16 protein-coding genes are annotated in these 13,791 nt (G+C 47.7%); 13 read left to right on the top strand and 3 right to left on the bottom strand.

Features of this window, described 5'->3' with window-relative positions:
- The first annotated feature begins 9 nt into the window (after positions 1-9).
- The 9 genes from OR1_RS18935 to OR1_RS18975 all read left to right on the top strand — a co-directional run bounded on the left by OR1_RS18935 (position 10) and on the right by OR1_RS18975 (position 8,884).
- Entirely contained in the window at positions 10-1,317 is a 1,308-nt protein-coding gene (locus OR1_RS18935; protein WP_041974377.1) for a phenylacetate--CoA ligase family protein, read from the top strand.
- Positions 1,318-1,363: 46 nt separating this feature from the next.
- Positions 1,364-1,795: an ACT domain-containing protein gene (locus OR1_RS18940; protein ID WP_041974378.1), complete on the top strand. Its 432-nt coding sequence runs from the start codon at positions 1,364-1,366 to the stop codon at positions 1,793-1,795.
- Between the two features lie 29 nt (positions 1,796-1,824).
- Positions 1,825-2,970, top strand: a complete 1,146-nt coding sequence (locus tag OR1_RS18945; protein WP_041974380.1) for an ABC transporter substrate-binding protein — start codon at positions 1,825-1,827, stop codon at positions 2,968-2,970.
- Positions 2,971-2,982: 12 nt separating this feature from the next.
- Positions 2,983-4,122 (top strand): ABC transporter substrate-binding protein, encoded by a 1,140-nt coding sequence (locus OR1_RS18950; RefSeq protein WP_370543376.1) that lies wholly within the window; start codon positions 2,983-2,985, stop codon positions 4,120-4,122.
- A 75-nt stretch (positions 4,123-4,197) separates the two neighbouring features.
- Complete coding sequence (locus OR1_RS18955; protein ID WP_041974384.1) at positions 4,198-5,082, top strand: branched-chain amino acid ABC transporter permease; 885 nt, start codon at positions 4,198-4,200, stop codon at positions 5,080-5,082.
- 9 nt (positions 5,083-5,091) lie between these two features.
- Positions 5,092-6,057, top strand: coding sequence for a branched-chain amino acid ABC transporter permease (locus OR1_RS18960; RefSeq protein WP_041974386.1), 966 nt, complete (start codon positions 5,092-5,094; stop codon positions 6,055-6,057).
- Positions 6,050-6,802 carry an ABC transporter ATP-binding protein gene (locus OR1_RS18965; RefSeq protein ID WP_041974388.1) on the top strand — a complete coding sequence of 251 codons (753 nt, stop codon included), beginning with the start codon at positions 6,050-6,052 and terminating at the stop codon, positions 6,800-6,802. Before OR1_RS18960 ends, OR1_RS18965 begins: the two co-directional genes overlap by 8 nt.
- Before the next feature lie 5 nt (positions 6,803-6,807).
- Positions 6,808-7,551, top strand: coding sequence for an ABC transporter ATP-binding protein (locus OR1_RS18970; RefSeq protein ID WP_041974391.1), 744 nt, complete (start codon positions 6,808-6,810; stop codon positions 7,549-7,551).
- Between the two features lie 31 nt (positions 7,552-7,582).
- Complete coding sequence (locus tag OR1_RS18975) at positions 7,583-8,884, top strand: phenylacetate--CoA ligase family protein (protein ID WP_041974393.1); 1,302 nt, start codon at positions 7,583-7,585, stop codon at positions 8,882-8,884.
- A 27-nt stretch (positions 8,885-8,911) separates the two neighbouring features.
- Here the strand turns inward: OR1_RS18975 and OR1_RS18980 are convergent, their stop codons facing one another.
- The 3 genes from OR1_RS18980 to OR1_RS18985 are packed head-to-tail and all read right to left on the bottom strand — an operon-like array spanning position 8,912 to position 10,934.
- Positions 8,912-9,724, bottom strand: a complete 813-nt coding sequence (locus OR1_RS18980) for an HD domain-containing phosphohydrolase (RefSeq protein ID WP_305047305.1) — start codon at positions 9,722-9,724, stop codon at positions 8,912-8,914.
- Between the two features lie 13 nt (positions 9,725-9,737).
- Positions 9,738-9,959 (bottom strand): response regulator, encoded by a 222-nt coding sequence (locus OR1_RS23125; RefSeq protein ID WP_305047306.1) that lies wholly within the window; start codon positions 9,957-9,959, stop codon positions 9,738-9,740.
- Positions 9,960-9,986: 27 nt separating this feature from the next.
- Positions 9,987-10,934, bottom strand: a complete 948-nt coding sequence (locus tag OR1_RS18985; protein WP_041974396.1) for a chemotaxis protein CheV — start codon at positions 10,932-10,934, stop codon at positions 9,987-9,989.
- A gap of 377 nt (positions 10,935-11,311) precedes the next feature.
- On the opposite strand from OR1_RS18985, the gene OR1_RS18990 reads away from it, so the two are divergent.
- From OR1_RS18990 to OR1_RS19000, 4 genes are all read left to right on the top strand, one after another.
- On the top strand, positions 11,312-11,782 hold the full coding sequence (locus tag OR1_RS18990; RefSeq protein WP_052440670.1) for a hypothetical protein: 471 nt from the start codon (positions 11,312-11,314) through the stop codon (positions 11,780-11,782).
- Between the two features lie 135 nt (positions 11,783-11,917).
- Positions 11,918-12,286 carry a 6-carboxytetrahydropterin synthase QueD gene (gene queD / locus OR1_RS21825; protein ID WP_082003045.1) on the top strand — a complete coding sequence of 123 codons (369 nt, stop codon included), beginning with the start codon at positions 11,918-11,920 and terminating at the stop codon, positions 12,284-12,286.
- Positions 12,267-13,028, top strand: a complete 762-nt coding sequence (locus OR1_RS18995) for a 7-carboxy-7-deazaguanine synthase QueE (protein ID WP_237754360.1) — start codon at positions 12,267-12,269, stop codon at positions 13,026-13,028. The genes queD and OR1_RS18995 overlap by 20 nt, the downstream gene beginning before the upstream one ends.
- 31 nt (positions 13,029-13,059) lie before the next feature.
- Complete coding sequence (locus tag OR1_RS19000; RefSeq protein ID WP_041974413.1) at positions 13,060-13,788, top strand: creatininase family protein; 729 nt, start codon at positions 13,060-13,062, stop codon at positions 13,786-13,788.
- Positions 13,789-13,791 lie beyond the last annotated feature (3 nt).

The following is a 13,791-nucleotide window of genomic DNA, read 5'->3' on the forward strand; positions in this document are numbered from 1 at the left end:
GAGAATCCGATGCCGACTTATTATAACGAAGAGTTTGAAACTCTACCGAGACCGGTGCTTGAGGCGCTCCAGCTTAAACGGCTTCAATCGGTTCTTGAAAGAGTTTACGCAAATGTGCCATTTTATAAAAATTCTTTTGATCGAGCCGGTATCAAACCTGCAGATATAAAATCTCTTTCAGACCTGCAGCGCCTGCCATTCACTACAAAACAGGATATGCGCGACTCATACCCCTATGCGCTTTTTGCCGCTCCGATGGAGGAGATCGTTAGAATCCACGCCTCCAGCGGCACAACCGGAAAGCCGACGGTTGTCGGATATACCCATAAAGACATCGAAACATGGACCGATTTGATGGCCCGCTCTTTTGTTACTGCCGGAGTCCACAAAGGGGACATCATTCATAATGCCTATGGCTACGGCCTTTTTACCGGAGGGCTTGGAGCGCATTACGGTGCCGAGAGGCTGGGCGCCTCCGTCATCCCGATTTCCGGCGGCAACACCAAGCGCCAGATCATGATTATGCAGGATTTTGGATCTACGGTGCTAACCTGTACACCCTCATACTCGCTGTTTATGGCCGAGGAAGCGGGGGGGGAGGGTGTAGATTTCAAGAATTTGAAGCTACGGGTCGGCATTTTCGGTGCAGAACCGTGGTCAGAAGAGATTAGAAAAGAGATAGAGGCCAAACTCAATCTCGATGCAATCGATATCTATGGGTTATCGGAAATTATGGGTCCCGGCGTTGCAATCGAATGTATTGAGGCAAAAAAAGGGCTGCACATCTGGGAAGATCATTTCATCCCTGAGATAATCGATCCCGAATCGGGTAAGCGCCTTCCTGAAGGGGAGAAGGGCGAGCTGGTAATCACAACCATCACCAAGCAGGGTATTCCGCTAATCCGTTACCGCACCCGGGATATTACAAGCCTGACCTATGAAACCTGCAAATGCGGACGTACCCATGCCCGTATAGCCCGGATGAGCGGACGTTCCGACGACATGCTGATTATTCGGGGCGTCAATGTTTTCCCGTCTCAGATCGAGTCTATCCTTGTGGGGATTGAGGGTGTTGAGCCGCATTATCTCCTCATCGTCGACCGGAAGGACAACCTGGATACCCTCCAGGTTCAGGTTGAGGTTGACGAACAGCTGTTTTCCGATGAAGTGAAGGTTCTGCAGGTCCTGGCAAAACGTATCGAAAAAGAGATAAAGGATATGCTCGGGATTACCTGCACGGTCAAACTCGTCGAGCCCAAGACTATTAAGCGTAGTGAAGGCAAGGCAATACGGGTCGTGGATAACAGAAAGCTGTAGAGAAGTTTCAGGCCATTTCTAATTCTCACCCCGCTAAGGAGCAGCCATGAAAGTCGAACAGATCTCTATTTTTATCGAGAACAAGTCTGGCCGGCTGGCCGAGGTAAGCAGAATACTCGGTGATGCCGGCGTAAACATTCGAGCCTTATCCCTGGCTGATACGTCTGATTTCGGGATTCTTCGCCTGATCGTCAATGATCGTGAAAAAGCGATAACGATCCTTAAGGGAAAAGGGTTTACTGTCAGCAAAACCGAGGTTGTTGCAGTTGAGGTTCCTGATCAGCCCGGAGGCCTTGCCAGTATTTTGCAGGTTCTTGACAGCGAAGCGATCAATGTCGAGTACATGTATGCCTTTGTCGAGCGTTGCGGAGACAACGCCGTGATTATTTTCCGTTTTGACGAGACTGAAAAGGCGATCAGCGCCCTGGCGTCAAAAGGGTTCAATATGCTTGAAGGGGAACGGCTTTACGGCATGTAAACGTTTAATGTGAAAAAGGGGGAAATGGTATGCAAAAGAAGCTGGGATTGTTTGCTCTGTTACTGTTGGTCGGCATCTTGTCGGCGCTACCGGCTTGGGCGGTCGAGCCGCTAAGAATTGGCGCACTCTTTTCCGTTACCGGACCGGCCTCATTTCTGGGGGAACCGGAACGGAACACATTGGAGATGCTGGTAAAAGAAGTCAATGCCAAGGGTGGGATCAAGGGGCGTAAATTAGATCTCGTTGTCTATGACACCCAGGGAGATGCAACCAAGGCGGTACAACTTGCCACCAAACTGATCAAAAATGAAAAGGTTGCAGTTATTGTTGGGCCCAGTACGACAGGAGAGACCATGGCTGTTATTCCTCTCGTCGAAAAAGAGAAAATCCCGCTCATTTCTTGTGCCGCCGGTGTCAAAATCACTGACCCGGTCAAGAAGTATGTCTTCAAGACCCCGGCTAATGATCACATCGCTGCGGAAAAGATCTTCAATTTCATGGCTGCAAAGAAGCAGAAAAGCGTTGCGTTGCTGACTGTAACAGATGGCTATGGTTCTTCCGGACGTGAACAGTTGAAGGATATGGCAAAGAAGAAGGGAATCTCTGTTGTTGCCGATGAAACCTATGGCCCCAAGGACACCGACATGACTGCCCAGCTTACAAAGATCAAGGGCAGCAAGGCTGATGCCATTATCTGTTGGGGCACGAACCCTGGCCCGGCTATTGTTACCAGAAACGTTAAACAGCTTGGGATCAAGATTCCGCTTTACCAAAGCCATGGTGTTGCCTCCAAGAAGTACATCGAACTGGCCGGTAACGATAACGCCGAGGGAGTGATCCTCCCGGCAGGCAAGCTGGCGATTTTCGACAAACTTGCAAAGAAAGATCCGCAGGCAAAATTGTTGCGGGACTACAATGCTGCCTATAAGAAGACCTATAATGTTGAAGCCTCCACCTTTGGTGGTTATGCCTATGACTCCTTCCTGATGATTACCGAGGCAATGAAAAAAGGGGCGGTAACATCCGACCAAATGCGTGACAACCTTGAAAGGATCAAAAAGCTGGTATCAGTGTCAGGCATTTTCAGCATGGGGGCCAATGATCATAACGGTCTCGATCTTTCGGCATTCGAAATGGTCAAGATTGTCAAGGGAGATTGGGAAATCGCCAAATAAGGAGAAGGGATGATGAAACGTTTACTGCTACCGATAATTACATTCGCGTTATTGTCTATCTGGGCCGGATCCTGCTTGGCTGCTTCTACGATCAAGATCGGCGCCCTGTTTTCCGTCACCGGTCCGCCATCTTTTCTCGGTGAACCCGAGCGGAACAGTGCCAAAATGGTGGTTGATGAGATCAATGCCAAAGGCGGCATCAAAGGGAAAAAACTGGAACTGGTTGTGTATGATACGCAGGGGGATGCCACCAAGGCAGTGCAGGCCGCCAATCGCCTGATCAAAGAGGATAAGGTTGTCGCGATCATCGGCCCCAGCACCACCGGTGAGTCCATGGCTGTGCTGTCAGTTGCGGAAAAAGAAGGGATTCCCCTGATTTCTTGCGCTGCCGGGAGCAAGATTACCGACCCGGTCAAGAAGTGGGTGTTCAAAACCGCCCAGAACGATGGCCTTGCGGTGACTAAGATTTTTGAGCACCTGAACAAACGGAAAATCAACAAGGTTGCCATCCTGACAGTATCGGACGGATTTGGGGCATCGGGTCGCGAACAGCTTAAAGCTCATGCGGCGAAATTCGGGATACAGATTGTTGTCGATGACACCTATGGGCCTAAAGACACGGACATGACGTCGCAGTTGACGAAAATCCGGGGCAGCCAGGCTCAGGCAATCGTCTGCTGGGGAACCAACCCCGGACCGGCTGTAATTGCCAAGAACGTCAAGCAACTGGGCATAAAGCTGCCGCTGTACATGAGCCATGGGGTCTCTTCCAAGAAGTTCATTGATCTGGCCGGAGACGCTGCCGAAGGGATCATTCTCCCTTCGGGACGGGTCATAGTGGCCGACGTACTGCCTGCCAGCGACAAGCAGAAGAAAAGCCTTGTGGCATTTGTCAAGGATTATCAAAAGCATTACAAAGCCGAAGGGGATCACTTCGGCGGCCATGCCTGGGATGCGATCATGCTGCTGAAGGGTGCCATTGAACGGGGTGGCGATACCCCTGCGGCTATTCGCGACCAGCTAGAAAAAACACGGGGATTTGCCGGTATCGGCGGGATTTTTACCTACAATACGGCTGATCATGCTGGATTGGCCAAGGATGCCTTTGTATTGGTCCAGGTCAGGAATAAGGACTGGGCTCTGGTCAAGTAACACAATAACGCTGACTTGACAGGCGCCTCGTCGGCATTACCGGCGGGGCGCTTGGCGTGTCTGAAACAGAGAAACATGGGACTTTCGGATCAAATTGCACAATACCTGGTTTCCGGCCTGTCGACCGGCGCCATTTATGCCCTGATCGGTATCGGTTTTGCCATTATCTACAACGGCACCGAGATCATCAATTTTGCTCAGGGCGAGATGGTCATGCTCGGCGGGATGTTTACTCTTTTTGGCCTGGATGTGCTCAAGTTGCCGCTGCCAGTTGCCATTCTCATGGCAGTTACGCTAACGACCTTGTCGGGAGTCCTGTTCGAACGTCTGACTATCCGGCCGCTCAAGTCTCCGACGCCGCTGAGTCTGGTTATCATTACTATTGGCGGCAGTATCCTGATCAGGGGTATAGCCATGCTGGTAGGGGGTAAAGATACCCACGCCATCCCGGCTTTTTCCGGCAGCGATCCCTTATCGATCGGCTCAGCAACAATCCTCCCTCAACACCTCTGGATATTTGCTCTTACGGTCATTGCCATTGTCCTGAACAAGCTGTTTTTCCAGTACAGTATTACCGGTAAGGCCATGCGAGCCTGTGCCGCCAATCGAAGGGCTGCAGGCTTGGTTGGGATTGATGTCAGGCGTATGGTCCTTTTCTCTTTTGCCATAAGCGCCGGTCTTGGCTCCCTTGCCGGCATCATTGTCGCGCCGCTCACCATGACTTCTTATGATGTCGGCGTCATGCTAGGGCTCAAGGGATTTTGCGCGGCCATCATCGGGGGGCTTTCCGGCGGGCTGGGCACGGTTCTCGGCGGCCTGCTCCTGGGGGTATTGGAATCGCTTGGCGCAGGTCTTATTTCTTCCGGCTACAAAGACGCTATCGCCTTTATCATTTTGCTCCTCATTCTGTTTATCCGCCCCCAAGGCCTGTTTAGCCGGGCGCAGACTGAAAGGGTGTAGGGGCAGACTATGAATCGCGAGGTTTACAAGTTTCTGGTGCTGGTAGCAATTGTATTGCTCTGCCCCTTGGCGGTGCATGAAGGCTATATTCTGAATGTCCTTGTATTTGTCGGCATTCATACAATGCTGGCTTTAGCACTGAACCTTCTCTTGGGGTATGCCGGTCAGATTTCCCTCGGCCAGGCAGGCTTTTTCGGCCTTGGCGCCTATATCTCGGGAATCCTTACTGCCACCCATGGTGTCAACCCGTGGCTGGCAATGGGGGAGGGGGCCGTTGTCGTGACCCTGCTTGCATTTCTGATCGGGTTCCCGATTTTGAAACTCAAAGGTCACTACCTGGCCATGGCAACCCTTGGCCTCGGCATAATCATATACATTGTCTTTAACGAAGCCGTGGATCAGACCGGTGGTCCCTCCGGGTTATCCGGTATCCCTAATCTTTCACTTGGTGGCATCATATTTGATAATGATTTGAAAAATTACTATCTTATCTGGACATTTGTTCTGCTAAGTATGGGATTGGCTCTGAATCTCGTTCATTCCCGCATTGGCCGGGCATTGCGCGCCATCCACGACTCAGAGGTGGCGGCCCGCGTCATGGGAGTCAATGCGCGATTGCTCAAGGTCCAGATTTTTGCCCTTTCCGCAGGGCTGTCTGCAGTGGCAGGGAGTCTGTATGCCCATACCATGACTTTTGTTGCTCCCGCTTCGTTTGGGTTTAACTTTTCGGTGGAGCTGGTCACCATGGTCATCATAGGCGGCCTGGCAAGCATCTATGGCTCTTTGCTTGGTGCAGCCCTGCTGACTTTGCTGCCCGAACTGCTTCGAGCATTTCAGGACTATGATATCATCGTCTACGGGCTCCTTCTCATTATCATGACCATGTACATGCCCGGTGGCCTGGTGAAGGGGGTGCCGGCCCTGTTTTCGGCAATCCGATCCCGTCTGAAGAGGAAACCATCGGCACATGCTTGAGATCCGCGGCATCACCCAACGTTTCGGCGGTATTACCGCCCTGGAGGATATATCCTTTTCCGTGGCTAAAGGGGATATTACCGGGATTATTGGCCCTAACGGCGCCGGTAAAACAACCCTCTTTAACATTGCGACCGGGATATACTCCCAGACCAAAGGTCAGATTTTCCTTGACGGGGTGGATATATCCCGTATCCCTGCCGAGCGACTGGCCAGACGCGGTCTTGTGCGGACATTCCAAAATATTGAGCTGTTTGGGACGCTAACAGTGCTGGAAAACGTTATGCTGGGACTTCATACGCAGAGCAGATGCGGAATGCTCGCCTGTATGACCAAAATGCCATGGCATATTGCCGAAGAACGGCGTATCAGGACAAAAGCCATGGTGTTGCTTGAGTTCTGCGGCATTACCAATCTTGCCGATCAGGTTGCCGGTAGCCTCCCTTTCGGCAAGGGGCGTTTACTGGAAATCGCACGGGCCATGGCCACTGCGCCGCGTATCATGTTGATGGATGAGCCGGCAGCCGGACTTAACAACCGGGAAACCAACGAGCTGGCACTGCTTATTAGGAAAATCCGCGATGCCGGAGTAACTGTCGTGCTGGTGGAGCATGACATGGAGTTGGTCATGGATATCTGTGATCGGATTGTGGTGCTTAATCTGGGGCAAAAGCTCGCCGAAGGTACACCACGGGAGATCCAGGAACATCCGGCTGTCATTGCTGCGTACCTGGGCGAAGGATAATAGACGTGCTCAAGGTCAAGAATATAAATACCTATTACGGCAAGGTGCATGCGTTAAAAAATATCTCTCTACACCTCGGTGAGGGTGAGATTGTGGCGCTGATTGGTGCCAATGGCGCCGGTAAGACCACCATGTTGAATACCCTTTCCGGCGTCACGCCGGCATCGAGCGGTAGTATTAATTTCCTTGGGGAGTCGATTACAGGGCTCGCCCCTGATCGAATCGTCAAAAACGGGGTTTCCCAGGTTCCTGAAGGGCGGCAAGTATTCAAGGGGCTTACTGTAGCCGATAATCTTGAACTTGGAGCCTATTTGCGGTTTTGCAGCCGGGAGTCAAAGGATGCAATTCGTCGGGATATGGGCCATATCTATGAGCTGTTTCCTCGCCTTGAGGAGCGGCGCAAGCAGATGGCAGGAACCCTGTCCGGTGGAGAGCAGCAGATGCTGGCTATCGGCCGTGCTTTAATGGCCAAGCCGAAACTGCTCCTCCTGGATGAACCATCCATGGGGTTGGCGCCGCTTGTGGTACAGGAGATATTCACTGTTATCGAGCGGTTGCGGCGGGACGAAGGGACTACTATCATGTTGGTGGAACAGAATGCCAAGGCAGCTTTGAAGATGGCTGACCGTGGTTATGTGTTGGAAACCGGCAAAGTAATCCTTGAGGGACCAGCTGCCGAATTGCTGGAAAACCGTGAAGTACAGCGGGCCTATCTGGGCAAGGACAAGAAGGAAATCTGGGAGCGGTAGCAGATTGTGCCGCTGTATGAGGGGAAGAGTCATGGGAATCTGGGACCGCGAACATGAGTGCATGCCACGGGAAGAGCTGGAGCAGCTCCAACTTGAACGACTGCAGGCCACTATCCACCGCGTCTATAAAAACGTCACCTGTTATCGAAACAAGTTTAACGATCAGGGGATTAATCCGGACGATATCCAATCTCTGACCGATCTGGCCAACCTTCCCTTTACAACCAAGGAAGACCTTCGGCTCAATTATCCTTATGGCATGTTTGCCGTACCGCTTAGGGAAGTGGTGAGGATTCACTCTTCTTCAGGCACAACAGGCAAGCCTACTGTTGTCGGCTACACGAAGAACGACATCAAGACATGGTCCAATCTGGTGGCTCGTTTCATGACGGCGGCAGGTGTAACGCATGATGATGTCGTCCAGGTTGCCTTTGGGTACGGGATGTTCACTGGAGCATTTGGCCTGCATTACGGGGCCGAGGCAATCGGTGCGTCGGTAATACCGATGGGGGGCGGGAATACCGAGAAGCAGATAATGATCATGCAGGACTATAGATCGTCAGTTTTGGTTTGCACTCCCAGTTATGCCATAACCATTGCCGACCGGTTGGAAAAACTCGGCATTGACCCGAAAGGACTCTCCCTTAAAGTAGGCTTATTTGGAGGGGAACCGTGGTCAGAACCGATGCGGAGTGAAATAGAATCTCGCCTCAGTATTAGCGCCACTGATAACTATGGCCTTTCCGAGATTATTGGCCCAGGCGTTGCCGGAGAGTGTTCCCATAAATGCGGGATGCATATTTTCGAGGATGCCTTCATTCCGGAGATTATCGATCCTGAGACCTGCGAGGTTCTTCCGCCAGGGAGCACCGGAGAACTCGTAATAACGACCCTCTCCAAAGAGGCATTCCCTATGATCCGTTACCGCACAAGGGATATAACGTCTCTTGTCTACGATACCTGCGAATGCGGCCGCACCATAGTGCGGATGAAAAAAACCATGGGCCGAAGTGATGACATGCTGATAATTAAAGGAGTTAATGTATATCCATCCCAGATTGAAGAGGTATTGATCGCTATTGAGGGGTGTGAACCCCATTATCAGCTTATTGTTGAACGCAAGGGGGCGCTCGACTCTCTGGAAGTCCAAATTGAGGTGACGGAGAATATCTTCTTTGATGAGATGAAATTACAGCGAGCGTTCCTGGAAAGGGTCGAGAGGCGGATTGAATCTATTATCGGAGTTGGTGTTTTTGTTCGTCTTGTCGAACCAAACAGCATTCCGCGTTACGAAGGGAAAGCTTCCAGGGTGATTGACAAAAGGCTGATCTGACTAGTAAATGTTCAATTTCTGATAAAATTAGATAAAACGATGTCCGGCAACCTCTTCCCACTGTTCACGTCTTATGGCAAGAAACTCTTCAACTATTTCCGGATCGAATTGACTCCCTTTGCACGTCATTATCTCTTCTCGCATTACCTTGTAAGGTAGTGCTTTTCGATAAGGCCGATCCGAGGTCATTGCGTCGAGGGTGTCGGCAAGTGCAAATATTCGTGCTGAAATAGGGATTTCTGGTCCCTTAACTCCGTTTGGATAGCCTTTGCCATCGAATCGTTCATGATGAGAGAGTATAAACTCCGACGCTCCTTTAAGAAACTTTATATCGCTCAGAATATCATGCCCAATCTGCGGATGCTTTTTCATTTCTATCCATTCTTCAGGAGTCAGTTTGCCGGGCTTGAGAAGAATGTTGTCGGATACCCCAATTTTCCCAATGTCATGCAAGAGCGCACCTTTGGCTATAATCGATAAATCAGGTTCTGTTATTCCCATATTCCGGGCTAAAAGCAGGGTATAGTTCATTACCCGTTCCGAATGAGACCCGACCTCACTCTCGCGGGCATCTAATGATCTAACCAAAGCCGATAACGTACTTTCATAGGAAAGATTTATTTCCTCCATTGCAGCCCTGATAACGCGAGTCTGCTCGAGGACCTTAAGTTCAAGTTCATTTTGGTATTTTCTGTTCTCCAGGATAAGTCGTCGTTTTTCGAGTGCATTTTTCGCTTTCACTACAATATTGTCGACACTGAAAGGCTTAGTAATATAGTCATCAGCACCAAGATGAATAGTTGATAAAGCGGTTTCCATATCACTTAAAGCAGTTATCATTAATACTGCTGTATCAGGACTTAGTTTTTTTCAGATCCTTCAACAGTTCAAGCCCGGATGAGCCAGGCATCATTACATCAAGCAAAGCCAAATCAATATCGTGATTCTTGATTAATAATAGACCTTCATCGGCATTGCTACATTGAAAACAGGTATAATTTTCCCGAGTCAAAGTAATACAAAGAAGATCTCTTATCATCTGTTCATCATCAACTATCAACAGATTTGCACTCAAATCATGTTCCTCACTTAACAAAATGATTTAAACCAATATCAGCTGGTCTATCTTTTCTACAAGTTTTGGTAGGTCAGGTTTGGTAAGGATGTCAATTGCTCCTAATGCTTCCCATTTGCGAATATTATCTGTACTTGCCAAAGATGAAAAAATAATTATTGGCAACTCGGCAAGCTTTTCATCTTTCTTGATCCGGGATGTCAGGTGTAATCCATCCATTTTGGGCATTTCAATGTCTGATATCAGTAAAGATACCATATCCGTAATGGTGGAACCTTTTGCTTGAGCTTTATTTTGCAGATCTATGATCAGGTTAAGCGCTTCTTCGCCATTTTCTGCTTCAAGGACTTTATATCCAGCGGTTCGTAGCGATAAAGTAATCGTATTTCTGATAAAGGGTGAATCATCAGCAACGAGAATTGTGAAATTGCTTCTATCCATTGGCTGACGGCCTTCCGGAAGGAGCGGGATGTCTGCTCCCAGGGCATATTCCTCAAAAAGTTCGCCAATTATTTTTTCAAAATCAAGTACCAGGATGATCCTGTCGTTCATTTTAACAAGTCCGGTAACTTGGCTGCTGCTGGCAGTTTTAACAGGAGGCTCCACCTGTTCCCATGATATCCGGTATATCCGGGAGACAGAATGAACCATTACAGCCACGACCAATCTGTTGAATTCGAGTACCACCACTCTGTCAGCCTTCATATCCCCGACATTTTTGTTTAGCATGACGCTGAGATCCACAACAGTGATCACCTTGTCACGCAGCTTAATCATTCCTGGAATTGCCGGATGGCCATTCAAGACTTTCCAGAGATGCGGCAACCTAATGATCTCTCGAACCTTCGCCACATTAACTCCATAGAAGCAGGGGATTGTTCTCCCTTCACCGTCTAGTTCATCGACTCTGAATTCAACGATTTCAAGCTCGTTGGTATCGCTTTCCAGAAGTACAGCTGTGTTCGAGTTTTGCATATGAGCGCTCCTTGGCCGGTTGCTTTTGCTTTATTCTCTAATCGGATTAACCATATAAAGCTTAAATATTTTGTCCGGCGCAGGTGGTTAATTAAACAGTCGATCACACCAATGTTCAAAGATGTTACATCCACGAATTAATGTAATTAATGTTAACATGCTGAAACTAAAGGCAATATATGTAATGCCACTTAATTAATGCGCAGAGTTCAACCACCAATTAAAGCACTAAAATCTATTACCAGATTTCGTATTAACAAATATTTACGAATCATTTTAGCTAGTTATGTAAGGTTAATAAATATACGTAACTTTTGGTACGCCTGTTGTAATGCATATTTGCAGATATCGATCGTAAATGCTGGGAGGATACTGACATGGGACACAGTTGCAAAAAACTGTCTAGTTATGAAGGGGATTGCATTTACAGGGTTATGGAAGTAGTGATGATGAAAAATGGTTCAACATGTGGAAAAGCTACATCGAACCATTTATTACTCGTAGATAACAATCAAGAGACACTGAAATTTGTCCAGGAAAGCATGGATGATATTATTACTAATATCATAAGGGTGAACAAAATGACCAAAACCAACAAAAAAATTGATGAAAATGCTAAACTTTTTGAAAAAAATCTCGATCCGCTGTTTTCGGTCATGGCAGAAAAGACCGAAGGTAGTATCCTTGACAAATTATCTGTTTCATTGAAGAAAGCTCTTATCTTAATGGCTATGGATCGTTATAAGAGCAACAAAGATTCAGTGTGTAAAGCCCTTGGGATATCCCCGGAAAAACTGGATGGCGAAATGGTCTTATGTGGAATTAGCAAAGAGCGTCACGCGGCATAATATCTTCCGTTAACGTTTAATTGATTGAATTTCAAATGGTCTGGCATCATTGCGCCAGGCCATTTGTTTTTACTAAGCCGTTTTGTTTATAGAGAATCCATGCTATATTACAAAAAAAATATGAGGTTCGATTGAATGTATAAACTCAAAATAATTACTTCATTTGCGGCGGCACATAACCTGACTCATTACCAGGGAGAGTGTGAAAATCTCCATGGACATAATTGGCGTGTAGAAGTTACTGTTTCGGCTAAGGAACTTGATAAATCTGGATTAGGAATAGATTTTAAAATACTGAAGTCTGAAACAAATGCTTTTTTGAAAACGCTTGACCATAAATACCTGAATGAACTTGAACCATTCATGGAGATATCACCCTCATCGGAAAATATTTCTCGTTATTTATATTATGCTCTCGGGGAACGCCTGAATAACTCTAACGTTGCTGTTGAAATGGTTACAGTGTGGGAATCGGATGTTGCCTGTGCAAGCTATTGCGAGTGATCCATCTTCTGCAAATTTGGTTGAGCTGTTTTCTTCAATCCAGGGTGAGGGGATCTTGGTCGGCAACCGACAGATTTTTCTTCGATTCCCGGGATGCAACCTAAAATGTAATTATTGCGATACGGAGCATAATGCATTAAAAACCTGTGAAATCGAAACAACCCCTGGTTTGCGTGACTTCCGTAAAGTTCAAAACCCCGTATCGCTTGCAACTGTTATTGATCTGCTGACTGCTTGGAAAAATCAATGGCCGTTTCTGCATCACTCTCTAAGTATTACAGGGGGAGAACCTCTCCTTCACTCTGAACTGCTTGTCGAATGGCTCCCGAACCTACGAGCCTTATTCCCAATTTACCTTGAAACTAATGGACTGTTCTTTGAGCAATTAATATCTATTATTGATTATGTCGACATAATAAGCATGGATATTAAGCTCCAGTCAACCTCTGGGCACTCAGGATTACGGAGAAACCACTCTGAATTTCTAAAAGTCGCGGTAACAAAGCAATGCTATGTAAAGGTTGTAGTCGGGATTGAAACAGGTAACGACGAAGTAGGGGAGGCAGCTCAATTAATCGCAGCAATAAAACAAGATATACCTCTTATAATACAGCCCGTCACCAAACAATTGAGCAATCGCAAAATAGGCGCCCACCTTCTTCAACTTCAACAAGCTGCAACTGCATTTCTTAAAGATGTCAGAGTTATCCCTCAGACACATGCAATAATAAATGTCCAGTGAGCAATCAATTCTGGGTAAGGACCGGATAAACATGCTTATTGAAGAAATGACCATGATCGAATTCGAGGACGGATTGAAAAAGACTCGAACGGTTTTAATTCCAATCGGGTCCGTTGAGGAGCACGGCCCCCATCTCCCACTTTCGACCGATACAATTCAAGCCATTGAAGTAGGCAAAAAAACAGCTCTCAAGGTTCCTCTATTCATTGCCCCTGCAGTAAATTACGGACATTGTCGTTCTTCGAGAACTCATCCGGGGACAATTTCGATCTCAACCTCAACACTGAAGTCATTGTTAGTCGATATAATAACATCGCTCAGATCTCAAGGCCTTCGGAATTTCATAGTGCTTTCTGGTCATGCGGGTGGTTCGCACTGTATGGCATTACAGGACGCTGGTGAAGAGTTAATATATCACTACAGCGATATAAGTATTGCTGTAGTTACCGAGTATTTACTTGCAAGTCGTGAAGGGGTTCAGATAATAGAAACACCAGGGGATTCTCATGCGGGAGAAATTGAGACCTCAAGAATACTGCATTCGCATCCTCAGTTGGTAAAGGGATCAGCGCAAATGGAGTTCCCGTCTTTTCCATCATCCGGGATACTTGTTCGCAATAAAAGAAAGTATTGGAAAAATGGTGTCTGGGGAGACCCATCAAAAGCCACAGCTGAAAAAGGTAAGATACTGGAAGAAATTGTCGTTCAGAAGTTGGTTGACCTAGTGATTGAAATAGAAGGGTTCACCGAAGAAAATTGATTT

This window comes from Geobacter sp. OR-1, assembly GCF_000813145.1.
In the GTDB taxonomy this organism is placed as follows: Bacteria; Desulfobacterota; Desulfuromonadia; order Geobacterales; family DSM-12255; genus Geoanaerobacter.

Bases quoted from the DNA above. Each gene is read 5' to 3' on its own strand.
- OR1_RS18935 (WP_041974377.1), top strand. From the start codon at position 10: ATGCCGACTTATTATAACGAAGAGTTTGAAACTCTACCGAGACCGGTG.
- OR1_RS18940 (WP_041974378.1), top strand. From the start codon at position 1,364: ATGAAAGTCGAACAGATCTCTATTTTTATCGAGAACAAGTCTGGCCGG.
- OR1_RS18945 (WP_041974380.1), top strand. From the start codon at position 1,825: ATGCAAAAGAAGCTGGGATTGTTTGCTCTGTTACTGTTGGTCGGCATC.
- OR1_RS18950 (WP_370543376.1), top strand. From the start codon at position 2,983: ATGAAACGTTTACTGCTACCGATAATTACATTCGCGTTATTGTCTATC.
- OR1_RS18955 (WP_041974384.1), top strand. From the start codon at position 4,198: ATGGGACTTTCGGATCAAATTGCACAATACCTGGTTTCCGGCCTGTCG.
- OR1_RS18960 (WP_041974386.1), top strand. From the start codon at position 5,092: ATGAATCGCGAGGTTTACAAGTTTCTGGTGCTGGTAGCAATTGTATTG.
- OR1_RS18965 (WP_041974388.1), top strand. From the start codon at position 6,050: ATGCTTGAGATCCGCGGCATCACCCAACGTTTCGGCGGTATTACCGCC.
- OR1_RS18975 (WP_041974393.1), top strand. From the start codon at position 7,583: ATGGGAATCTGGGACCGCGAACATGAGTGCATGCCACGGGAAGAGCTG.
- OR1_RS18980 (WP_305047305.1), bottom strand. From the start codon at position 9,724: ATGATAACTGCTTTAAGTGATATGGAAACCGCTTTATCAACTATTCAT.
- OR1_RS18985 (WP_041974396.1), bottom strand. From the start codon at position 10,934: ATGCAAAACTCGAACACAGCTGTACTTCTGGAAAGCGATACCAACGAG.
- OR1_RS18990 (WP_052440670.1), top strand. From the start codon at position 11,312: ATGGGACACAGTTGCAAAAAACTGTCTAGTTATGAAGGGGATTGCATT.
- queD (WP_082003045.1), top strand. From the start codon at position 11,918: ATGTATAAACTCAAAATAATTACTTCATTTGCGGCGGCACATAACCTG.
- OR1_RS19000 (WP_041974413.1), top strand. From the start codon at position 13,060: ATGCTTATTGAAGAAATGACCATGATCGAATTCGAGGACGGATTGAAA.